Below are 23,059 nucleotides of genomic sequence, written 5' to 3' on the forward strand. Positions count from 1 at the left end.
TGACGAAATGAATCTGTTTTTGCCGTCGGGCGTGTTGTCTTTGTCGCGGATTACAAGGGTTCGAGGCTTTCGGTCGAGATGAAAGGAAAAAATTATAAATATAACAAATGAAACGGTACAAATTACTGAACAATGTTTTGGGGTGGGTAGTCTTCGTTATCGCGGCGGTTACCTATATCCTTACTTTGGAATCCACGGCCAGTTTTTGGGACTGTGGTGAGTTTATAGCATCGGGTTATAAGTTGGAAGTGGGTCACCCGCCGGGTAATCCCATATTTATGTTGACGGCGCGATTCTTTGCCAATTTTGCTTCTTCTCCCTCCGAGGTCGCCTATATGGTAAACCTTATGTCGGGGTTGTTAAGCGCTGCCACCATACTGTTGTTGTTCTGGACGATCACCCGTTTGGCGCAAAAGATCGTTTTGCGTGATGGAGAGACAGAGGAGACGATGTCGCTCGGGCAGATGATTGCAATTCTCGGTTGCGGTTTGGTAGGAGCTTTGGCCTATGCGTGGTCCGATACATTTTGGTTCTCGGCGGTGGAAGGCGAGGTCTATGCCTATTCGTCGTTCTGTACCGCATTGGTGTTTTGGCTTATCCTCAAATGGGAAAGCGTGGCCGACCTGCCGCATGCCAACCGTTACATTATTTTGATAGCCTATATCATAGGAGTTTCGATTGCGGTTCACCTGTTGAATCTTTTGTGTATCCCGGCCATCGTATTGGTTTATTATTACCGTAAGTATAAAAATACCGATTTAAAGGGTTCTTTAATTGCCCTGTTGGTATCGTTCGTGTTGATCGTGCTTCTGCTTTACGGTCTAGTTCCGGGTTTTGTCGAGGTTGCCAGTTGGGTCGAATTGTTGTTCGTCAATGTTTTCCATTTACCGTTCAACAGCGGAGTGGTTTTTTATTTCTTCCTCATTGTCGGGGTTATCGCTTGGGCCATTTATGAGACGTATGCTCAACGCAGCGATAAGCTCATCAAGATTTCGTTTTTGATAAGTATCGTATTGGTGGGTATTCCTTTTATCGGCGACGGGTATATTATCGGTATTGTCCTTACGGCTGCGTTGGCTTATTATTTGTTTACTCGTAAAAAGCTGGCGGTAGTCGCCATGAATACGATATTGTTGTCGTTGTTCGTTATTTTTATCGGTTATTCTTCATATGCGCTGATTGTGATTCGTTCGACGGCCAATACCCCGATGGATCAAAATTCGCCCGAAGATATATTTAGTTTGGGCGGTTATCTCAACCGCGAACAGTATGGCGACAGGCCTTTGTTCTATGGACAGACTTTCCCGGCCGAAATCGCTCGTGATGCCAACGGGACTGCCATATCGACAAAGGGCAAAGCCATTTGGAAGAAAAAACTGAAAACATCGGAGGACGAGGCAGACCGTTATATAGTCACCGGATATAACGAACATTACGAGTATCAACCCGAGTTGAACATGCTGTTCCCGCGTATGTATAGCGATAAATCGGAACATATATCGGCATATAAAGAGTGGACTAATTTTAAAGGTCGTCCGGTACAGGTGAGAACTTCCGAAGGAACTAAAACGGTCATGAAACCCACTTTTGCCGAGAATCTCGCTTTCTTCCTCGATTATCAGTTGAACTACATGTATTGGCGTTATTTCATGTGGAACTTCGCCGGACGACAAAACGATATACAGGGACATGGAGAGGTGCAAAACGGAAATTGGATCAGTGGCTTCAATTTTATCGACAAGCATATTGCGGGAGACCAGACCAATCTGCCCGACGATTTGAAGAATAATGCAGGGCGTAACGTCTTTTATATGCTGCCCCTTTTGTTGGGTCTGATCGGGTTGTTCTATCAGGCATTTTCCGGTAAGAAAGGTATCGAAAGTTTTTGGGTGACATTCTTCCTGTTCTTCATGACCGGTATAGCGATTGTGATTTATTTGAATCAAACCCCCTATCAGCCTCGTGAACGGGATTATGCCTACGCCGGTTCGTTCTACGCATTCGCTATCTGGATAGGATTGGGTGTTGCGGCCGTGTGGAGAGGATTGAATTATCTGTTGAAAACGACCGACGAAAAACCCGTGAGTACGATTACCGCTGCTGTGGCTGCGCTGCTATGTTTGTGTGTGCCCTTGCAGATGGTAAGCCAGACGTGGGACGACCACGACCGTTCGGGACGATATGTTTGTCGCGATTTCGGTATGAACTATCTGTCGAGTGTCGATGAAAACGGTATCATCTTTACCAATGGCGATAACGATACTTTCCCCTTGTGGTACGTGCAGGAGGTGGAAGGGTATCGCACCGATGTAAGGGTTTGCAATTTGTCTTATTTACAGACCGACTGGTATATCGACCAGATGAAACGTCCGGCCTACGAATCGGCGCCGCTGCCCATTTCGGCCGATGAGTCGAAATACGCTTATGACGTGCGTTCCTATAATTATGTAATCAATCGGTTGGCCGATTCTATTACGGTAAGCGATGGATTGGACTATTTGTATAGCGATGAGGATTGGACGAAAGATGTTCCCGGATACGGAAAGTTGAACCATTTACCCACGAACAAGCTCTATATCCCGGTAAACGCCGATGCGGCTGTCGCTTCGGGTACGGTAGCGCCTGAGTTGAAAGATAGTATCGTTTCTCGCATTGTTCCCGATTTTACCAATAAGCGGGGTTTTACGATGAGCGAAATAGCTTCGTTGGACATTATCAACACCAATGCCATGCAGGGTTGGAAACGTCCGGTTTATTTTGCCGTGACGGTGGGTAGTAGTTACTATCTGGGCTTGGAGGATTATTTCTCCCGTACCGGATTGGCTTATCAGGTTGTTCCTTTGAAAGGCGTTTCCAACAACATCGATACGGATAAGATGTATGACAATATGGTCAATAAATTCCGTTGGGGAGGAATCGATAAAGCAACTCCCGAGCACCCGTTATATCTCGACGAGAATGTGCGTCGCATGTGCAACACGCATCGCATGATGTTCGGCGATTTGGTCGTTCAACTCATTGCCGAAGGGAAAACCGATAAGGCATTGACCGCACTGGATTTGATTATGGAGAAGATTCCGGGTTGGCAAGTGACTCACGACCTTACCTCCATTTCGCTGGCGCAGTCCTATCTCGATTTGGGAGAGAAAACGAAAGGCGAGGCTTTGTTGACCGAGATACTCGACAATTCGGCCGGATACCTGAATTGGTATAAAGACTTGACTTCCGGTCAGCTTCGTTCCGTAGGAAGCGATTATCAGAAACATCTGTATATCATTCAGGCGATACATGAAATGAGTACATCTTATGAGCTTCCCGAATTACAGAAAAGAATAGAAGAAAAATTTGCTATTCGAGAATAAATAAAAGACATTCTTTTCGGGAGAGGTGTCGGAAAAATACTTTTCCGGATCTCTCCCGTTTTTCAGTTATATACTTGTTATGTTTATAGAGCAACCCCCGTTTTTTTATCGCATGTTGTTTCCCGAAACGATTTGGCGTATACCGGGAGATAAAAAGACCGTATATCTCACTTTCGATGACGGTCCCATTCCGCAAGTTACTCCGTGGGTTCTCGATGTACTCGATTACTACGAGGTGAAAGCTACGTTTTTTTGTGTCGGTGACAATGTCGCGCGTAATCCCAATCTGTTTCAGGTGATCAGGGACAGAGGGCATCAAGTGGGGAATCATACGATGAATCACGTGAAGGGAATGTCGATGTCTCCCGAAAAATACGTGCGGAATGTCATGAATGCTCACGACCTTATTCAAAGTCGGTTGTTTCGCCCCCCTCATGGTCACATGCTACCCGGACAAGCCAAATTGTTGAAGAAAGATTTCAGCATTATCATGTGGGACGTCGTGACGCGCGATTATAGTAATAAATTGTCGGGTGAGCAGGTGTTCGGCAATGTGAAACGTTATGCCCGCAACGGTTCCATCATCGTGTTTCACGATTCGATTAAGGCAGAGCGAAACTTGCACTATGCGTTGCCGAGGACGATAAATTGGCTTAGAGAGAATGGCTTCTTGTTCAAAACCCTCTGAATGGCGTGAGATCATACGAAACGAAGCTTTGCGTATCGGTTTCGATGCCTGTGGCTTCGCAAGGGTGGAAGAGGTCGATGTCGATATGCGCGATAGCTACCGGCAGTGGCTCGCTTCCGGGAAACAGGCGCAAATGGGTTATTTGGACAATTATGTGGAGTTGAGGGATAATCCGGCGTTGTTATATCCCGGAGCCCGCACGATGATTTGTGTGGCACTCAACTACTATCCGGTTCGCTTTCAGTCTGGTGAAAGTCCCCGGTTCGCTTATTATGCCTATGGTTGGGATTATCACGATGTGATGCGGGATAAGCTGAGGCAGTTGGCCGTTTTTGTTTCGTCCTATTCTGGGGATACGGGGAGGGTCTGTTGCGATACGGCTCCGGTGCGGGAACGTTATTGGGCGGTTCGTGCAGGTCTCGGCTTTATCGGGAAAAATGCCCAGTTGATTATTCCCGGTAAAGGCTCTTTCTTCTTCTTGGGAGAATTGATAACTTCTTTGGATCTTCCTCCCGATAGTCCGGTCGTTGCTCGATGTGGCGATTGTTCTCGTTGTATGGACAGTTGTCCCACCGGGGCGTTGTACGCTCCGGGGAGTGTGGATGCCCGCCTGTGTATCTCTTGTCAAACCATCGAGAACAAGGGGGATATAGCTCCTTTCGTAGCCGATAGAATGGGCGATCGGGTATATGGATGCGATACCTGTCAGCAATGTTGCCCGTGGAATAAATCGGCTCGACCTTCTGTGCATCACGAATTTGCACCCAGCGAAGAATTTCTTGCTCTCGATGCTTCCCGATTCGAAACGATGACACCCGATGATTTCAATCGGATATTTCGCCATTCGGCTGTCAAAAGAGCTAAATATGCCGGACTGAAACGAAATTTCGAGATTTGGAAGAAAAACAGAAAGTCCCCCATAGAATGATGTTATGTATAAATTAAGAGAGGCTTCGCCACGGCGAAGCCTCTCTTATTATGTGATTAAGACAAGTCCTATAATAAGCTGTCAGGGTCGAGGTTGTTTTTCTCGATGTCGAGGAAATACTTGTAAGTACCCACCTTCAATTCGGCTGTTGCGGCGTCGTCGCAGACAATGATGCTTTTGGGGTGCATTTGCAGAGCCGTGATCGTCCACATTTGGGAAATGCCGCCTTCTACGCCTTGTTGCAAGGCTTTGGCTTTGTTGTGCCCGTTAACGATGATAAGGACATTCCGGGCCGACATGATAGTACCGACACCTACGGTGAGAGCCGTTTTGGGAACAAGATGGGTATCGCCTCCGAAGAAACGGGAGTTGGCGATAATCGTGTCTTGGGTCAGTGTTTTTACGCGGGTGCGTGACGTTAACGAAGACCCCGGTTCGTTAAAAGCGATATGGCCGTCGGGACCTACACCGCCGAGGAACAGTTCGATACCCCCGTAAGATGCTATTTTGGCTTCATAGCGGGCGCATTCTTCTTCGGGGTCGGCAGCGTTGCCGTTGAGTATATTCACGTTTTCCGGGCGAATATCGATGTGGGAGAAGAAATTGCTCCACATGAACGTATGGTAACTTTGTTCGTGGTCTTCGGGCAGATTGCAATATTCGTCCATGTTGAAAGTCACGACATTACGGAACGAAACGACACCTTTACGGTTCAATTCTATCAAATGTTTATACATGCCCAGAGGCGACGACCCTGTGGGAAGACCCAGTACGAAAGGTTTATCCTCTGTCGGTTTGAACTTATTGATGCACGATACCACATAATTAGCGGCCCAACGAGAAACGGCATCATAGGTTGGTTCGATAATCAGTCTCATGATTTGTATATAATTTTAGCTTTCCCCAAAAGTAATCATTTTTTGGGAAGTACAGATGTGTATGTGAAAATTTTGTGTATTTTTCTAAAAATCGAAAGTGATTCCGTGATTTTTTACCTTTTTTGTGTGGAAAAAGTGTAAAGGAATCATTAAGTTTGTAACTTAAAAAAACTATCGCGATGAAAACAAATCTAAGTTCTCAGATTAAACTGGATCGGATACCCAAAAGGTATTATGCTCCTGATGGTGAGTTGGAACTTGCGGCTCTTACACGAGACGAGAAAGTTTACACCAAAATCTTCGAAGGCTCTGAGGAAGGGTCGGTGTATGTAGCTCATGACGTAGCGGAATTGATACAGAAATGCAAGGCAGAGCATCGTCATTGTGTGCTCGCTTTGGGTTCGGGTGTCGGTACTCACGCCGTTTATGCCGAATTGGTACGCATGTATCAGGCCGGCGAAGTCAGTTTCTCGAATGTCATAGTATTCAATATCGGGGAATATTATCCTTTGGCAGAAGGAGCTCCCGGGACGATGAGCCTGTTGAAAGAGCTGTTGCTCGACAAGGTGAATATCGATCCCGAGAATATTCATTCGCCCGGTAAGTTGGTATCGAAAGAAGATGTGTACCAGTATTGTAAAAATTACGAAGAAGAAATAGAGGCTTGCGGTGGTATCGATTTAGCTTTGTGCGAGATCGGTGCGGTCGGAAATCTGGCATTTAACGAACCGGGTTCGCAGCTCAACTCTTCCTGCCGTCTGATGCTGCTCGGTAGCGATGCTCGCCACATGGCATCGTCGCAGTTCAATTCGAGCGAGAATGTTCCCCGCAGCGCCGTTACGTTGGGTATATCCAATTTGATGTCGGCTCGTCGTATCGTTTGTGTCGCTTGGGGTGAAAATAAGGCCAACATCGTGAAACGCACGATCGAAGGTGACATTACCGATTTGATACCCTCTTCGTTCCTGCAAACCCATCGTCGGGCGAAAATCGTACTCGATTTGTCGGCTGCCGAGGCTTTGACGCGTATCAGTCGTCCGTGGCTGGTAACGTCGTGCGAATGGGACGAGAAGCTCATTCGTCGGGCTATCGTTTGGCTATGCAAGGTGACAGGAAAACCCATCTTGAAATTAACCGACAAAGATTACAACGACAATGGATTGAGCGAATTGGTAGCCCTTTTCGGATCGGCCTATAATGTCAATATCCGCATCTTCAATTCGTTACAACACACGATTACCGGTTGGCCCGGAGGGAAACCCAACGCCGACGATACATTCCGTCCGGAGCGTGCCAAACCTTATCCCAAACGAGTGATCGTATTCAGCCCGCACCCCGATGACGATGTGATTTCGATGGGCGGCACACTCAAACGATTGGCCGACCAGAAGCACGATGTACACGTGGCATACGAAACTTCGGGTAATATCGCCGTGGGTGACGAAGATATGATGCGTTACATCATGCTGATCGACAACATTGCCAAGAAATTCAAATTCGATACTCCCGAGCTTTTGAAGAAAAGCAACGAGATACATAAATTCATCGGTAAGAAGAAAGACGGGGAATCCGATACGCCCGATATTCGTTTCATCAAGACGATGATTCGTCAAGGCGAGGCACGTACGGCATGTAACTATATCGGTATTAAACCGCAGAACGTACACTTCCTCAACCTGCCGTTCTATGAGACCGGAACCATTAAAAAAGGCGATCTCTCCGAAGCCGATATACAAATTGTAAAAGATTTGATCGAATCGGTGAAACCCCATCAGATTTTCGTTGCCGGCGATTTGGCCGACCCGCACGGAACTCACAAAGTTTGTCTCGATGCCGTTCTCGCCGCTATCGACGAAATCAAGGACGAAGATTGGATGAAAGATTGCCGCATCTGGATGTACCGTGGTGCATGGGCCGAATGGGAAATCGACCATATCGAAATGGCCGTTCCTCTTAGCCCCGAGGAATTGCGTCAGAAACGTAACTCTATCCTCAAACACCAGTCGCAGATGGAGAGTGCTCCTTTCTTGGGAGATGACGAACGTCTGTTCTGGCAACGTGCCGAAGACCGCAACAAAGCTACGGCCGATCTTTATGCCAGCTTAGGGTTGGCTTCGTACGAGGCCATAGAGGCTTTTGTGGAATATCACCCCATTCGATAGTTTAACGGTTATCTTGGTATAGAAGAAGGAGGAAGCGGACAGCTTCCTCCTTCTTATTTTATGGGCGTTTTGGTTTCGTTCAATTCCAAGTTTCTATCCGGCGGACAATACGCCCTTTACCCGTTGATAATATCGTATCGATTCCTCTACCCCTTTGTCAGAAGGTAAAGTTATGGCGATGCCGTTAAAATTTTTATATGAATAGATGATCCTTGAACCATATTTTTTTGCGGCGCTCAGCAAATCGCTTTTTCCCATTTCGGCGTCATAGAATACGATGAGGACATTACCGGAGATAGCGGTCTCTTGCTTTTCCGGTATGTGGGCGGTGCGGCACGATGAAAAGCAGCCGATGGTTAAAAGGGCGTATATGGGAAATAGGTTTAACAAGATACGATGTATTCGCTTCATATCGCTTTTTCGTTGTGGAATATAGACAGGGCTGCCTAAAATTCATTAGGCAGCCCTGTCTATATAGAAGTGGATTTTATTCGTAATCGGCCCAGTTGGTAAGAGCCATGTCGCCCGATTTCAAAAATTCGTTGTGGAATGCGAATGCGGCGTTCAGGCGGTGAGGCGTGTGTCCTTTACCCAGTTTAAGGTAATCCCATAACAGTTCTTTGTACATGGGGTGAGCGCAGTTTTCGATAATGGCGTGAGCCCGTTGAATGGGCGATTTCCCTCTCAAATCGGCGACACCTTGTTCGGTAATGAGTACCTGTACCGAGTGTTCGCTGTGGTCGAGGTGCGATACCATAGGGACGATGGCGCTTATCTTTCCGCCTTTGGCTGTCGAAGGGCAAGTAAATATCGACAGATAAGCGTTGCGTGTGAAGTCGCCCGAGCCGCCTATGCCGTTCATCATCTTGGTTCCTGTGACGTGCGTGGAGTTTACGTTACCGAAGATATCTGCTTCGAGAGCTGTATTCATTGTAATCAGTCCCAGACGGCGTACGACTTCGGGGTTGTTGGTGATTTCTCCCGGACGAAGTATGATTTTGTCGTGGAAGAATCCGATATTTTGGAATACCTCGTTTAACTTGTCGTCGCTCACGGTGAGGGAGCAGCTGCTGGCGAATTTACATTTTCCCTCTTTCATCAAATCGATAACGGCATCCTGTACGACTTCGGTGTACATTTCGAAGGCTGGAATGTCGGGATTCGAACCTAAGCAGGCCAAAACAGCGTTGGCGATGTTTCCTACACCCGACTGCAAAGGCAGGAACTGGGGAGGAATCAAGCCCGATTTTAATTGTTGTGCGAGGAAGTTGCAGACATTGTTTCCTATCTTCATGGTAACCTCATCTACCGGAGCGAATGGTTTCACGCCGTCTCGTTTGTCGCTTTCGACGATACCGATGATTTTTTTCGGGTCTACTTTGACAACAGGTACACCGATACGGTCGCTCGGTTTATAGATGGGAATTTCCCGACGATAGGGCGGGTCCAATGGTTGATATATATCGTGCATGCCACGCAGCTCTTTGGGATCATGGTGGTTCAACTCGATAATTATTTTTTCGGCCAGAGAGCAGAAAGTCGGTGTGGCGCCTACACCGGGTCCTAATAAAATTTCGCCGTCGGGAGTCACATCGGTCGCTTCTATGACGGCGACATCTACTTTACCGAGAAATCCGTAACGAAGGGTTTGCGCAAGGTGAGACAAGTGTAAATCGAAATAGGCGATTTCGTTGTTGTTGATCGCTTCGCGGGAGTCTTTGTGTGATTGATAAGGCGTACGGCTTTTGATTGCTTTTGCCCGACTTAAAGCACCGTCGATGTAATCACTGGTCGATGCTCCTGTATAAACTCCGATTTGGAAAGGGCGACCTGCGGCATGCTCTGCTTCTGCTTTTTTTGCAAGAGCGACGGAAACTACTTTGGGAGTTCCTGCTGCGGTAAATCCGCTGAATCCGACATTGTCGTTGTGATGAATGAATTCAGCCGCTTCTTCTGCGGTGATAAATTTAAATGCCATATCTACGAAAAATTTTGTTGTTTTTGAGAAATTTCAAGGTTAAGGTTTTTATCTGGTTCAATATTTTCGATTTAGAATTTCCGATGCGATAACGGCTTTACGCCAATCTATGTCCTTTACATCGATAGGGTTCTCTCCGGCAGTATCGTAATCGGTGTGCTGTAACGATGTTATAGGCGGCACGGTATGAGTAAAAACCGCTACACCTTCTTTCTCCGGCATTGTGGAGGGGATTATCGGTTCCGGCGTTTTTTCTGCCGGTCTTTCGAGTATTTGTGTCTGTGGCTTTTTCTTGGCCTTTGGGATATAGTCGTCTTCCTGCTCTGCTTCTTCTTTCGCTTTCCGCAGCTCTTTGAATATATCGTCTATGGTTAAAGTCCGAGTTTCGCCCCACGGTTCATCGGTCGTCTCATGGGATTCGGTATCTTGTAGAGGTCGTTCTCCCTGCTGGTTTTTAACCTCTTGTTTCTTTTTTGATCCCAGGGCGTTAATAGCGATAATGACCAAACTGATGATTATGGTGACGATTATCTCTGAAAAATCCATCTCTTTTTTGTAATTTTGTCCTCAAATATAGAGTTTTATTGAGAATCTTCCAAATTTTAGGACTCTATAAATAACTAAGAGCTGTTTCTCAACAACTCTTAGCCGATTTAACCTAAACCTTAACTATGAAAAAATTTCATGTAATGTGTATGCAAAGAAAAACAATATTTTTTTAAAAACAAATTTTAATGATAAAAATATTACTTTTCTGAATGAATTTTTTATAAATTAAAATTAAACGAAAGGAAAAACAGATAGAATGAAAAATATATCGAATAAAGATACTTTTGAAAAAAGAGAGGAGAAGAAACTGTTTATAGAGACTTATGGCTGTCAGATGAATGTGGCCGACAGCGAAGTGGTCGCTTCGATTATGCAGATGGCAGGCTATACGCTTTGTGATACGATCGAAGACTCCGATGCCATATTTGTCAATACCTGTTCCATTCGGGATAACGCCGAGCAAAAGGTCCTTTCGAGATTGTCCTATTTTCAATCGTTGCGTAAACATAAGAAATCTTTGGTGATAGGGGTTTTAGGTTGTATGGCCGAAAGGGTTCGCGAACAGTTGATTACCGAAAACGGCGTAGATCTCGTGGTCGGTCCCGATTCGTATCTCGATTTACCTAACTTGGTCGGAGCTGCCGAACGGGGAGAAAAAGCCGTGAATGTGGAGCTTTCCACGACCGAGACCTATCGGGAGGTTATACCTTCCCGTATCGGTCATAACCGTATTTCGGGATTCATTTCGATTATGCGAGGGTGCAATAATTTTTGCTCCTATTGTATAGTCCCGTACACACGCGGTCGTGAGCGTAGCCGCGAGCCCGAGAGCATTCTCGGCGAGTTGGCCGACTTGAAAATCAAGGGTTTTAAAGAGGTGACTTTGTTGGGACAAAACGTAAATTCCTATCGATATGAACGTCCCGATGGGACTGTTGTCGATTTTCCGGCACTGTTGGCGTTGGTGGCGCAGTCGGCAGAAGGTATGAGGGTGCGTTTCACGACCTCCCACCCTAAGGATATGAGCGACGAGACTCTGAGAATTATCGCTGCTTACCCCAATGTGTGCCGTCACATACACCTTCCGGTGCAGTCGGGGAGCAATCGCATTTTGAAGTTGATGAACCGGAAATATACGAGGGAATGGTATCTCGACCGTATTGCCGCTATTCGCCGTATTTTACCCGATTGCGGCATTACGACCGACATGTTCAGCGGATTTCACTCTGAAACCGATGCCGATTTTGAAGAGACTCTCGATTTGATGCGAGAGGTGGGATTCGATTCCTCGTTTCTTTTCAAATACTCCGAACGCCCCGGAACGTATGCCTCCAAACACTTGCCCGACGATATTCCCGAGGAAGTGAAAATTGCTCGTTTGCAACGTATGATCGATTTGCAGAACGAGCTTTCTCTCGAAAGCAACCGCAAGGATATCGGCAAAGAGTTCGAGGTTTTGGTAGAAGGTTTTTCAAAACGTTCTCGCGAACAGTTGTTCGGTCGCACATCGCAGAATAAGGTTGTTGTTTTCGATAAAGGTAGTCATCGCATAGGAGAGTTTGTCCGGGTAAAAGTGAACGATGCATCATCAGCCACTCTGTTGGGCGAGGCGCTTGAATAAAATGAAAAAAGTCGATGGAAAAGGTCGTTCGTGAGAAATTGTGGACACATAGCTTCTGTGCGGTGGCTGCCGGGAATTTCCTGCTTTTTTTTGCTTTTTATTTGTTGTTGCCTGTTTTGCCCATGTATTTGAGCGAAGCGTTCGCAGCAAGCCGTTCGACGGCAGGATTCATATTGTCTTCCTATACCATCACGGCGCTGATGATACGTCCGTTCGCCGGGTATATGGTCGATACCTTTCCCCGTAAAAAACTGCTGCTTATCTGCTATTTCACTTTTCTCCTTTTTTTCGGGGGATATCTGTTGGCCGGTACGCTCTTGTTATTCGCCATTATTCGTGCCGGGCACGGGATAGCGTTCGGGCTTCTTACCGTATCCAATAGCACGGTGGCTATCGATGTCATGCCGTCGTCCCGTAGGGGCGAAGGCATAGGATATTACGGAGTAAGCAACAATTTGGCTATGGCCGTCGGGCCTACGTTGTCGCTTTATATTCACGATTCTTTTGCCAATTTCGATTATATATTTTTGCTTTCGATGGTTTCTGCCACGATCGGGCTGATATGCGTTTCGACTATTCGAATGCCCTATCGCCGCGAGCCGATACTTGAAAAGCCGCCGGTTTCGCTCGACCGTTTCCTGCTTTTGAAGGGAATGCCCGAGGCTTTGACGCTTATATTTTTCTCGTTCAGTTACGGTGTGCTTTCCACCTATCTTGCTGTCTATGGTAAAGAAGAGTTGGGTATCGATTCGGGAGCTGGTTTTTTCTTTGTTTTGTTGGCCGTAGGGTTGATTTTGTCGAGGCTCACTTCGGGCCGTTGGCTTAACCGGGGATATGTCACCCGTAATATCCTTGTCGGCATGTTGCTCTCTTTGCTGGGCTATCTGATTTTTGTAGCCGTGCGTAATGAATGGGGGTACTATGGGGCGGCTGTTATTTTGGGGTTGGGCTATGGCTGTATTTGTCCGGCCTATCAGACCATGTTTATCAATCTGGCTCCCAATAATCAACGGGGAACAGCCAATTCCACCTATCTTACCGCTTGGGATTTAGGGGTTGGGCTGGGTGTTCTCATCGGTGGACAGATAGCCGAAGTATCGAATTATGCAACGGTCTATGCGACGGCTTGTGTGTTGTGTGCCATAGGGTATGTACTCTTTAAAATGAAAACGGCGGCGCATTTCGAAAATCATAAGTTGAGATAGAATTTATTAAAATATGTGAATAAAAGAAGCGAATTCAACGATATAGACTTTATTTTGCATAAAATTTGGGCTAAAACTATCCTTTTGCTTTCCGATATGAAAAAAAGAGAGGGGATAATGATGTCGAAATAGTTATTAACAGAGGTTCTTTCCCTCATAAAAAGGTGCATCGATTTGGTAAAAAAGAGAGATATGAACAATAAGGCTTCTTTCAGCAAACGGATTTCTTTTCTGAATGCCCGAATGACTTCGACATTGAGCGTTTCATTGGTTCTTTTTATCTTGGGGATTATGGTTTTGATGGGATTTTTAGCGACTAATCTATCCCGTCATGTCAAAGAAAACATAGGTTTCTCCATTGTCTTGAACGAATCGGCCGGCGAGCGTCAGGTGCATCAACTGCAAAGAATGCTCGAACGTTCCAAATATGTGAAGGCGGCGCAGTATATATCGAAGGAAGATGCCTTGAAAGAGGTGATGATCGAGTTGGGAGAAAATCCCGAGGACGTGTTGGGAGTCAATCCGCTTCAATCGTCTATTGAGGTTAAATTGAAAGCCGATTATGCCAATACCGACAGTTTGGCCGTCATTGAAAAAAATCTCCGGGGGCAAGTGATCGTCAGCGATATTCTTTATCAGAAAGACCTTATCCAGTCGGTCAATGACAATATGAGTCGTATAGGACTGGTGTTATTGGCATTGGCGATAGTTCTCATGCTCATTTCGTTTGCGTTGATAAGCAATACGATTCGATTAGGAGCTTACTCCAAGCGTTTTCTTATCCACACGATGAAACTGGTGGGGGCTACACCGGCATTCATTCGTCGGCCCTTTATCGTTTCCAATGTGATTAACGGTATCGTTGCATCGGTAATAGCTATGTTGTTGCTTTCGGGTTGCATATATTATCTGATGTCCGAGATGGAGAACTTCACGACCCTGCTGTCTGTTCCCATGATGGTATTGGTCTTTTTGTCGGTTTTGATTTTAGGGATTATCTTAACGGCGGTTTCGGCTTATTGGGCTGTTAATCGTTATATTCGTATGGATAGAGATGACCTGTATTATATTTGAAAAAACTTTTATGTATGGAATCTAAGAAAATGAAATCTGAGTCCGTTGTTCCGGGAGAGCAAAAGAAAACGGAGTTTGCCCTCGGCAAGACTAATATTATACTTATAGCTGTGGCGTTCGTTGTGATCGTCGTCGGTTTCCTGCTTATGCTGGGGCCCGGTACTACACCGGAGGCCTATAACCCCGATATATTTAGTTTCCGTCGTATCGTGTTGGCGCCCGGTATAGCTTTTGCAGGTTTCGTTTTCATGGTCTATGCGATCATGCGTAATTCGAAATAATATCGTTAATTTTATTGTATCACATTATGACTTGGTTAGAGTCTCTTATATTGGGCCTCGTACAAGGGCTCACCGAATATCTGCCGGTAAGTAGCAGCGGACACCTCGAAATCGCGAATGCATTGTTCGGTATACAAGGTGAAGAAAACCTCACTTTTGCCGTGTTGGTGCATACGGCGACAGTATGTAGTACGATTGTTGTGCTATGGAAGGAAGTGGAGATTTTGTTTCGTGGACTTTTCCGTTTTACGTGGAATAGCGAAACGAAATATCTGGCAAAAATAGCTTTGTCCATGATACCGGTAGGTATCGTAGGGCTGTTCCTGAAAGACTATGTAGAATCGTTTTTTGGCAACGGTTTGTTATTAGTCGGCATCATGTTGCTGGTAACTGCGGCGTTGTTGACATTCGCCTATTATGCCCGGCCTCGGGTGAAAGAAGATATATCTTATCGAGATGCATTCATCATCGGTCTCTCGCAGGCGGTAGCCGTTTTACCCGGACTTTCGCGTTCCGGTACGACTATTGCGACCGGACTCATGCTGGGAAACAAAAAAGAACAGGTGGCCCGATTCTCGTTTCTTATGGTGATTATTCCTATTTTGGGCGAGGCTCTTCTTGATTTGATGAAAGGAGGGTTTTCTCCTGCGGAGTCGGGATTGTCCATACCGGTGATGATTATCGGATTTCTTGCCGCATTCGTGTCGGGGTGTTTGGCGTGTAAGTGGATGCTCCGTTTAGTCAATAATGGCAAATTAGTGTATTTTGCTATCTATTGTGTGGCGATGGGAGCTTGTGCTATAATTTATTCGCTTGTTCACTAATATCGCCGATATGGACTTTAACGAAGGCGAAATCATATATATCGACAAACCGCTTCATTGGACTTCGTTCGATGTGGTCAAGCGCATACGGTTGCGTATACTCCGCCGTATCAAACAAAAAAAATTGAAGGTGGGGCATGCGGGAACTCTCGATCCGTTGGCTACGGGCGTGATGATTATATGCACGGGACGGGCGACGAAACGGATAGAAGAATTTCAATATCAGACCAAAGAGTATATAGCGACTTTGCGTCTGGGAGCGACGACACCGTCGTTCGATTTGGAAACAGAGATAGATGGCGTTTATCCCCATGAACATATCACCCGTGAAAGTGTAGAGCGAACTTTACCTCGATTTGTCGGTTCGATTATGCAGATACCGCCCTCTTATTCGGCTTGTAAAGTCGATGGCCGCCGAGCGTACGATATGGCCCGTAAAGGGCAGGCGGTCGATTTGAAGCCCAAAGAATTGGTTATTGACGAAATAGAGCTGCTTTCTTGCGAATTGCCCGAAATCAAAATCAGGGTCGTGTGCAGCAAGGGAACTTATATTCGGGCTTTGGCTCGTGACATCGGAGAGGCGCTCGGTAGTGGAGCCCACCTTGTGGGATTGATCCGTACACGAGTGGGCGACGTGACTCTTGCCGATTGCCTTTCGGTCGAACAGGTCGCCGACATGATAGACCATATAGACGTGGAACCCGTTTTGGAAGAAGAGAAAAAAGAATAATAATTAAAGATATGAAACTGTCCCAATTTAAATTTAAACTACCCGAAGAGCAAATCGCTCAATATCCGGCTAAAAACCGTGATGAATCCCGGTTGATGGTAATCGACCGGAAGACGGGGAAAATAGAACATCGCATTTTTAAGGAAATTATCGAGTATTTCGACGAGAAAGACGTGTTCGTGTTTAACGACACCAAAGTTTTTCCGGCTCGTCTTTACGGCAATAAGGAAAAAACAGGAGCTAAGATAGAGGTTTTTCTGTTACGGGAATTGAACGAAGAGAATCGGTTGTGGGACGTTTTGGTAGAGCCGGCTCGTAAGATTCGTATCGGAAATAAACTCTATTTCGGCGACGACGATTCTATGGTGGCCGAAGTAATCGACAATACGACTTCGCGAGGGCGCACGTTACGATTCCTTTACGACGGTTCCCACGATGAGTTTAAGGAGGCTCTTTACAAGCTGGGAGAAATGCCGTTGCCCTCCTATATCGCCCGTCCGGTAGAAGAGATGGATGCCGATCGGTATCAGAATATTTTTGCTCGTAACGAAGGAGCTGTTGTCACTCCGGCCGCCGGTCTGCATTTCAGCCGTGAGCTGTTGAAACGAATGGAAATTAAAGGAATCGATTACGGGTTCCTCACCCTTCATTCTGGCTTGGGTAATTTTCGTGAAATCGATGTCGAGGATCTCACGAAACACAAGATGGATTCCGAGCAGATGAGAGTGACTCCCGAATTGGTGGAACTCGTGAACCATGCTAAGGACGAAGGTCGTAAAGTGTGTGCCGTGGGTACATCGGTGATGCGAGGGATAGAAAGTGCAGTAAGTACGGGGGGACACATGAAAACGTATGACGGTTGGACTAATAAGTTTATTTTCCCTCCTTACGATTTTACGGTGGCAACCAATTTAGTGACGAACTTTCACATGCCCCTTTCCACTATGCTTATGATGGTAGCTGCGTTCGGTGGTTATGACATCGTTTTGGAGGCATACGAATCGGCATTGAAAGAAGGTTATCGTTTCGGGGCTTACGGTGACGCCATGCTCATTTTGTAAAATCAATTGTACTCTTTATAACAGGGAGGAATAGCGTTTTCTACGTATTCCTCCTTTTGTTTTCGATGAACGATCCTTAGATTCCGACAGTATCTACTGAACCGCCTTTTACGGTTCAGCCGAAAATCCGTGGGGTAGATATGGATTTTAGCGATGAGTCTTTTGTTGACAAACACAATTCGGACTTTTCGGTGAAAAGTTGATTCTTGTTTAAATTTCTATACAAAGTGTACTCCTCCTCTGTGTTTTGCACAGCAAAATATAGGGGAGGTGTCCGAAGGACGGAGGGGTTGAAAAAACGCAGCAAGGGGAACGGATTGGGCTGCAATTTCCCCTCCCCTGCCGTGTCCCGTAGCATTACGGGGTACTATGTTAGCCATATAGGAGACACCGAAGAAACGATAGTTTCTAAGGCGAGGGGGTTGGAAAGATGGCATATAGTATTTTTGTAGTATTACTCCCTCTGTCACTACGTGCCACTTTGCCTATATTTTACATGGCAAAACGCAGGGGGAGAAGGGCGGGCTTTTCACTTTATGGTTTGGCATTTTTTTTTGTGCAAAAGGGCAATTCCCTTAGATTTCCTACTGAGCCGATATTCTCACTGATTATCGACCTCGCTTGTAATAGTAAGAAAACCGAAAAGTAAAGTTGAGAGGCTCTATGAAAATACTATCTTTTCGAGTAGTTTCAGAAAAAATAAAAGTGCTATATTGATGGGCAATAATTCCCCGTTTTGGGAAACTTTCTTGATAAAATAATCCTAAAAGTTTTCCAAAACAGGAAACTTTTGTGTGTAGATTTGTTGTTTTCTTGGAAAGAATTTATGTACCTTTACACTCGCATTTCGGTTCGGTTGTCGCTGTGAGGCACAATCGATAAAAAGGGAATCGGGTGAGAATCCCGGACAGTCCCGCTGCTGTAATTCCTGCAAAAGTCCGTTGACACAGGCCACTGATAAAGAATCTGTTTCTGAATATCGGGAAGGCGTTTTCGGATTGGGAAAAGTCAGAAGACCTGCCGAAGTGGGAGAGAAGCAAATGAACGTTCGAGGAGGCGTTCGCAGTATCGAATCTTTAATAACAATCAGCATGGACTATGCATGTATTACCATTACGAAACGTGATGGATCCAAAGAGAACTTCTCGATTGAGAAAATCGAGCGGGCTATCGCTAAGGCTTATCGTGCCGACGGTATGAACGACGACGAGACCTCTATTAAACAAGTTACGGCCGAGGTTGCCGCTGCCATCGATAGGGAGAATATCTCGGTAGAAGAGATTCAGGATTTGGTAGAGCGCAAATTGATGATGCGCAATCCCTCGGTAGCGAAGAAATTTATCATTTATCGGGAGTGGCGTACCAAAGAACGTGAAAAGCGCACATCGATGAAGCAGGTGATGGACGGTATCGTGGCGGTCGAGAAGAACGACGTAAACCTGAGCAATGCTAATATGTCGTCTCATACACCGGCAGGGCAAATGATGACATTCGCCTCGGAGGTCACGAAAGATTATGCCTATAAATATTTGGTCGGGGTTCGTTATGGACGGGAACACCGGGAAGGCGACATACACATTCACGACCTCGATTACTATCCCACCAAGACGACCACTTGCGTACAATATGATTTGGAGGACATCTTCAACCGGGGATTCCATACCAAGAACGGTACGGTGCGTACGCCGCAGTCCATACAGAGTTATGCCACGTTGGCCACCATCGTTTTTCAGACCAACCAAAATGAGCAACACGGCGGGCAATCTATTCCGGCTTTCGACCATTTTATGGCGCCGGGCGTATTGAAGAGTTTCCGCAAGCATCTCGAAAACGGGGTGGGCTTTATTTGTCGTTTGCACGGAATGGAAGATATGCCGGCGTTGAAAGATTTGTTTCAGGAAGGAGTTGTTTCGATCGATATGACCGAAGAACAGAAAGCCGCTTTGGGCGAGCGTTTGAAAGAGATAGGGGTGAACGTTTCTGTTGCCGAACTCGATACCGCTTGGCGACAAAGTTACGAAATGACTCGTAAAGATACGCATCAAGCTATGGAGGGGTTGGTTCACAATCTCAATACCATGCACTCTCGTGGAGGTAATCAAGTGGTGTTCAGTTCGATAAATTATGGGACGGACACTTCGGCCGAAGGCCGTATGGTCATGCGGGAGTTGCTTTCGGCGACTGTCGAGGGACTCGGTAGCGGTGAAGTCCCGGTATTCCCCATACAGATATTTAAGGTAAAAGACGGTGTCTCTTACACCGATGAGGATTACGATGCCGCGATGGCCGATTTCGAGGGAGCGATGGCGGGAAAAATCAAATTCAAGGCGCCTAATTTCGACCTGTTGCTCGAAGCCTGTCGCACGACTTCTACTTCGCTCTTCCCCAACTTTCTCTTTTTAGATACCGAATACAACAAAAACGACCTTTGGAAAGCCGATGATCCCGACCGTTTCCGTTACGAAGTGGCGACGATGGGATGCCGTACGAGGGTCTTCGAGAATTTACACGGCATTAAAAGTTCGTGGGGACGGGGCAATCTCTCCTTTACTTCGATGAATATGCCCCGGTTGGCAATAGAGGCCCGGCGGGAGGCTGAGGAGTTGCATCCCGACGGCGACAAGCATGCTATTCGTCGGGAAGCCCGTATTCTATTTTTGGAGAAAGTGCGCAGTGTGGCATCGATGATTGCCGAGCAACTCTACGAGCGTTATGAATACCAGCGCAAAGCGCTTGCCCGTCAGTTCCCGTTTATGATGGGCAACGACGTTTGGAAAGGTGGTGGTAAGTTACAACCCAACGACGAGGTGGGCGATGTCATCGATAGCGGGACATTGGGTATCGGGTTCATCGGCGGGCACAATGCGATGTGTGCTATTTACGGCGAAGGCCATGCTCATAACCAAGAGGCATGGAACACGCTCTATGATGCCATACGGGTGATGAACAATGTTGTCGAGGAGTACAAGACCCGCTACAATCTCAATTACTCGGTTCTGGCTACTCCGGCCGAAGGGCTTTCGGGACGTTTCACTCGTATGGATCGCAAACGTTACGGTGTTATTCCGGGCGTGACCGATCGGGACTACTACGTAAATTCGTTCCATATCGATGTGAAAGAACCGGTGGGTATTGTAGAGAAAATCAAGAAAGAAGCCCCTTTTCATGCTATCACGAAAGGTGGGCACATTACCTATGTCGAGCTCGACGGCGAAGCGAAAAAGAATGTCTCTGTCATTCTCAAAATCGTGAAAGTGATGCACGACGAAGGAATCGGTTACGGGTCGATCAATCACCCGGTAGATACCTGTCGTTCGTGCGGTTACCGAGGTGTCATCTATACGCAATGTCCGGTTTGCAAGAGTGAGAATATATCGCGTATGCGACGGATTACGGGTTACCTCACCGGAAGCCTCGAATCTTGGAATTCTGCTAAGCAGGCCGAAGAGCGTGACCGTGTGAAACACAAATAATGGAACCGCTTCACATCATCAATGTTTACCCCGAGACTATCTCCGACGGTTTCGGGGTACGCTATGCCATCTATCTGGCCGGTTGTACCCATCATTGCCGGGGATGCCACAATCCCGGCAGTTGGAGTCCGGTGGCCGGCGAGCCGCTCACGGAGCTTATTCTCTCCCGTATCGTCGCCGAGATAAACGACAATCCCATTCTCGATGGAATCACCATTTCGGGCGGCGACCCTTTCTACAACCCTTTTGCGTTGTTGGCTCTGCTCCGTCGCCTCAAAGAGGAAACTCACAAAAACGTCTGGTGTTACACCGGCTATACCTACGAGTCCCTGTTAAAAGACGAGACCCGCCGTCCCTGTCTCGACTATATCGACACCCTTGTCGATGGTCCGTTCGTCCAATCGCTCTTTGATCCGGCTCTCTCTTTCCGGGGCAGCAGTAATCAACGGATATTGCATTTGTCGAAATACCGGTAGAGTTTTCCGAGGTTTTATTGTTTTTGACTTGTGGAAATCATATTTTTGTATCGTTGTGTGATAGTAAACGATAATTATGAATGTCCTGACTAACCTGAAATGCACATTGGCTCTCTCTGCCGGGTTTTGCTCCTCATTTGCGAATGCACAAAAACAGCCCCATATTATATTGATTATGACCGACCAACAGCGGGGCGATGCTGTGGGGTGTATGGGAAATGAGTTTGTCATTACCCCTCATTTGGACAAACTTGCCAACGAAGGAACTTTGTTCATGAATGCCTATTCGTCTTGTCCCAGCAGCACGCCCGCCCGTGCCGGATTGTTGACCGGAATGTCGCCGTGGCATCACGGAATGTTAGGATATGGACGGGTAGCGCCGAAGTATGAGTACGAGATGCCTCAAATGTTGAAAGATGCCGGTTATTACACCTTTGGTATCGGGAAAATGCATTGGTATCCCCAGCGGGTGAAACACGGATTTGACGGAACGTTGTTAGATGAGAGCGGTCGCAGGCAAGACCCCCATTTTACCAGTGATTATCGACAGTGGTTTCAGGTGCAAGCTCCCGGGAAGAATCCCGATGCAACAGGCATTTGGTGGAACGATCACGGTGCTGGGGTTTACAAATTAGATGAAAAACTACATCCCACGTACTGGACCGGCGAAATGGCTTGCAATCTCATCAGCCATTATGACCCCGAGAGTCGTCCTTTGTTCCTCAAAGTGTCTTTTGCCCGTCCTCACAGTCCGTATGATCCGCCGCAACGTTTTCTGGATATGTATGATAATGTCGATGTTCCCGACCCGGCGATAGGGGATTGGTGCGGTAGATACGCAAAGCGGTTGAATCCCGAAGGGGCTGCCTCGGATGCCCCTTATGGAAATTTCGGTAATGAATATGTCCGTAATTCCAAGCGACACTATTATGCCAATATTACTTTTATCGACGAACAAATAGGGCGTATCGTTCAAGCATTGAAAGACAAAGGTATGTATGACGATGCTCTCATCTTTTTCGTATCGGATCACGGCGATATGATGGGCGACCACTATCATTGGAGAAAGACTTATCCCTATGAGGGTTCGGTTCATGTTCCCTGTATCGCGAAGTGGCCGGCAAGTGTCGGTGGGGTTGCTGAGAAAATAGATAATCCGGTGGAATTGCGCGATGTTTTACCTACCTTCTTGGATATAGCCGGGGCAACCGTTCCTGCCGATATGGACGGATGCCCTCTTTTACCGCTGGCCAAAGGAACCGATACCGGGTGGCGAGAATATATTGATTTGGAACATGCCACTTGTTATAGTCGTGACAACTACTGGTGTGCGTTGACCGATGGAAAAATAAAGTATGTATGGCGTTTCTACACGGGACAGGAAGAATTGTTTGACCTTGTCACAGATCCGCAGGAACTCCACAATGCCGTTAACGATAAAGAGTACAAGGGACGGTTGGAAAAGCTGCGTGCCCGTATGATACGTCACCTCAGTGAACGAGGAGAAGAATTCGTGAAAGACGGGCGGTTGGTCGTTCGCAAAAAGAAAATGCTATACAGTCCTCATTATCCGAAAGAATGATTTTCAATTCCCCCTCGGTGCTTTGCAATAGCGAAATATAGGGTGAGAGGTTTAAAACATTTTCAAACTCCTCCCCTGCCGTGTCCCGTAGTATTACGGGGTACTATGTTAGCCATATAGAGGAGACACCGAAGAAACAATAGTTTCTAAGGAGAAGGGTTGAAAAAGATCATTTGGTTGTAGAGTT

General features: G+C 46.6%; 18 protein-coding genes and 1 riboswitch. Of the genes, 14 read left to right on the top strand and 4 right to left on the bottom strand.

Annotated elements, in window-relative coordinates; genetic code table 11:
- The first annotated feature begins 107 nt into the window (after nt 1–107).
- From QVD32_RS07375 to queG, 3 genes are all read left to right on the top strand, one after another.
- Nucleotides 108–3,362 carry a protein O-mannosyl-transferase family gene (locus QVD32_RS07375; protein ID WP_118686997.1) on the top strand — a complete coding sequence of 1,085 codons (3,255 nt, stop codon included), beginning with the start codon at nt 108–110 and terminating at the stop codon, nt 3,360–3,362.
- A 79-nt stretch (nt 3,363–3,441) separates the two neighbouring features.
- Entirely contained in the window at nt 3,442–4,050 is a 609-nt protein-coding gene (locus QVD32_RS07380) for a polysaccharide deacetylase family protein (protein WP_008862972.1), read from the top strand.
- Nucleotides 4,025–4,978, top strand: coding sequence for a tRNA epoxyqueuosine(34) reductase QueG (gene queG / locus QVD32_RS07385; protein WP_008862971.1), 954 nt, complete (start codon nt 4,025–4,027; stop codon nt 4,976–4,978). Before QVD32_RS07380 ends, queG begins: the two co-directional genes overlap by 26 nt.
- 68 nt (nt 4,979–5,046) lie before the next feature.
- Here the strand turns inward: queG and nagB are convergent, their stop codons facing one another.
- Nucleotides 5,047–5,856: a glucosamine-6-phosphate deaminase gene (nagB, locus tag QVD32_RS07390; RefSeq protein WP_046412085.1), complete on the bottom strand. Its 810-nt coding sequence runs from the start codon at nt 5,854–5,856 to the stop codon at nt 5,047–5,049.
- Between the two features lie 179 nt (nt 5,857–6,035).
- Here nagB and QVD32_RS07395 point away from each other — a divergent pair, with 179 nt between their 5' ends.
- Nucleotides 6,036–8,018 (top strand): glucosamine-6-phosphate deaminase, encoded by a 1,983-nt coding sequence (locus QVD32_RS07395; protein WP_008862969.1) that lies wholly within the window; start codon nt 6,036–6,038, stop codon nt 8,016–8,018.
- A 93-nt stretch (nt 8,019–8,111) separates the two neighbouring features.
- Here the strand turns inward: QVD32_RS07395 and QVD32_RS07400 are convergent, their stop codons facing one another.
- The 3 genes from QVD32_RS07400 to QVD32_RS07410 form a co-directional block, all read right to left on the bottom strand.
- Nucleotides 8,112–8,429, bottom strand: coding sequence for a hypothetical protein (locus tag QVD32_RS07400; RefSeq protein WP_021891767.1), 318 nt, complete (start codon nt 8,427–8,429; stop codon nt 8,112–8,114).
- Nucleotides 8,430–8,505: 76 nt separating this feature from the next.
- A complete protein-coding gene (locus QVD32_RS07405) occupies nt 8,506–9,996 on the bottom strand; it encodes a butyryl-CoA:acetate CoA transferase (protein WP_008862968.1) in 1,491 nt (496 codons plus the stop codon).
- 57 nt (nt 9,997–10,053) lie between these two features.
- Complete coding sequence (locus QVD32_RS07410) at nt 10,054–10,542, bottom strand: pseudouridine synthase (RefSeq protein ID WP_021891768.1); 489 nt, start codon at nt 10,540–10,542, stop codon at nt 10,054–10,056.
- A 259-nt stretch (nt 10,543–10,801) separates the two neighbouring features.
- Between QVD32_RS07410 and miaB the strand changes: the two genes are divergently transcribed.
- From miaB to QVD32_RS07460, 10 genes are all read left to right on the top strand, one after another.
- On the top strand, nt 10,802–12,166 hold the full coding sequence (gene miaB, locus QVD32_RS07415; RefSeq protein ID WP_021891769.1) for a tRNA (N6-isopentenyl adenosine(37)-C2)-methylthiotransferase MiaB: 1,365 nt from the start codon (nt 10,802–10,804) through the stop codon (nt 12,164–12,166).
- Between the two features lie 14 nt (nt 12,167–12,180).
- Entirely contained in the window at nt 12,181–13,371 is a 1,191-nt protein-coding gene (locus tag QVD32_RS07420) for an MFS transporter (protein WP_021891770.1), read from the top strand.
- Between the two features lie 192 nt (nt 13,372–13,563).
- A complete protein-coding gene (locus QVD32_RS07425) occupies nt 13,564–14,445 on the top strand; it encodes a cell division protein FtsX (protein WP_021891771.1) in 882 nt (293 codons plus the stop codon).
- Nucleotides 14,446–14,459: 14 nt separating this feature from the next.
- On the top strand, nt 14,460–14,726 hold the full coding sequence (locus tag QVD32_RS07430; RefSeq protein ID WP_008862963.1) for a DUF3098 domain-containing protein: 267 nt from the start codon (nt 14,460–14,462) through the stop codon (nt 14,724–14,726).
- Nucleotides 14,727–14,752: 26 nt separating this feature from the next.
- Nucleotides 14,753–15,550 (top strand): undecaprenyl-diphosphate phosphatase, encoded by a 798-nt coding sequence (locus tag QVD32_RS07435; protein WP_008862962.1) that lies wholly within the window; start codon nt 14,753–14,755, stop codon nt 15,548–15,550.
- Nucleotides 15,551–15,560: 10 nt separating this feature from the next.
- Complete coding sequence (truB, locus tag QVD32_RS07440) at nt 15,561–16,280, top strand: tRNA pseudouridine(55) synthase TruB (protein ID WP_008862961.1); 720 nt, start codon at nt 15,561–15,563, stop codon at nt 16,278–16,280.
- An 11-nt stretch (nt 16,281–16,291) separates the two neighbouring features.
- The gene (queA, locus tag QVD32_RS07445) at nt 16,292–17,341 is read left to right on the top strand and encodes a tRNA preQ1(34) S-adenosylmethionine ribosyltransferase-isomerase QueA (RefSeq protein ID WP_008862960.1); all 1,050 of its coding nucleotides are present in this window, start codon (nt 16,292–16,294) and stop codon (nt 17,339–17,341) included.
- Between the two features lie 831 nt (nt 17,342–18,172).
- Nucleotides 18,173–18,380: riboswitch (cobalamin riboswitch) on the top strand.
- 52 nt (nt 18,381–18,432) lie between these two features.
- On the top strand, nt 18,433–20,814 hold the full coding sequence (locus tag QVD32_RS07450; RefSeq protein WP_118687110.1) for an anaerobic ribonucleoside triphosphate reductase: 2,382 nt from the start codon (nt 18,433–18,435) through the stop codon (nt 20,812–20,814).
- Nucleotides 20,814–21,290, top strand: coding sequence for an anaerobic ribonucleoside-triphosphate reductase activating protein (nrdG, locus tag QVD32_RS07455; protein WP_021891773.1), 477 nt, complete (start codon nt 20,814–20,816; stop codon nt 21,288–21,290). Before QVD32_RS07450 ends, nrdG begins: the two co-directional genes overlap by 1 nt.
- Before the next feature lie 76 nt (nt 21,291–21,366).
- Nucleotides 21,367–22,872 carry an arylsulfatase gene (locus tag QVD32_RS07460; protein ID WP_021891774.1) on the top strand — a complete coding sequence of 502 codons (1,506 nt, stop codon included), beginning with the start codon at nt 21,367–21,369 and terminating at the stop codon, nt 22,870–22,872.
- Nucleotides 22,873–23,059 lie beyond the last annotated feature (187 nt).

Source organism: Barnesiella sp., assembly GCF_022723415.1.
Taxonomy (GTDB): domain Bacteria; phylum Bacteroidota; class Bacteroidia; order Bacteroidales; family Barnesiellaceae; genus Barnesiella; species Barnesiella intestinihominis.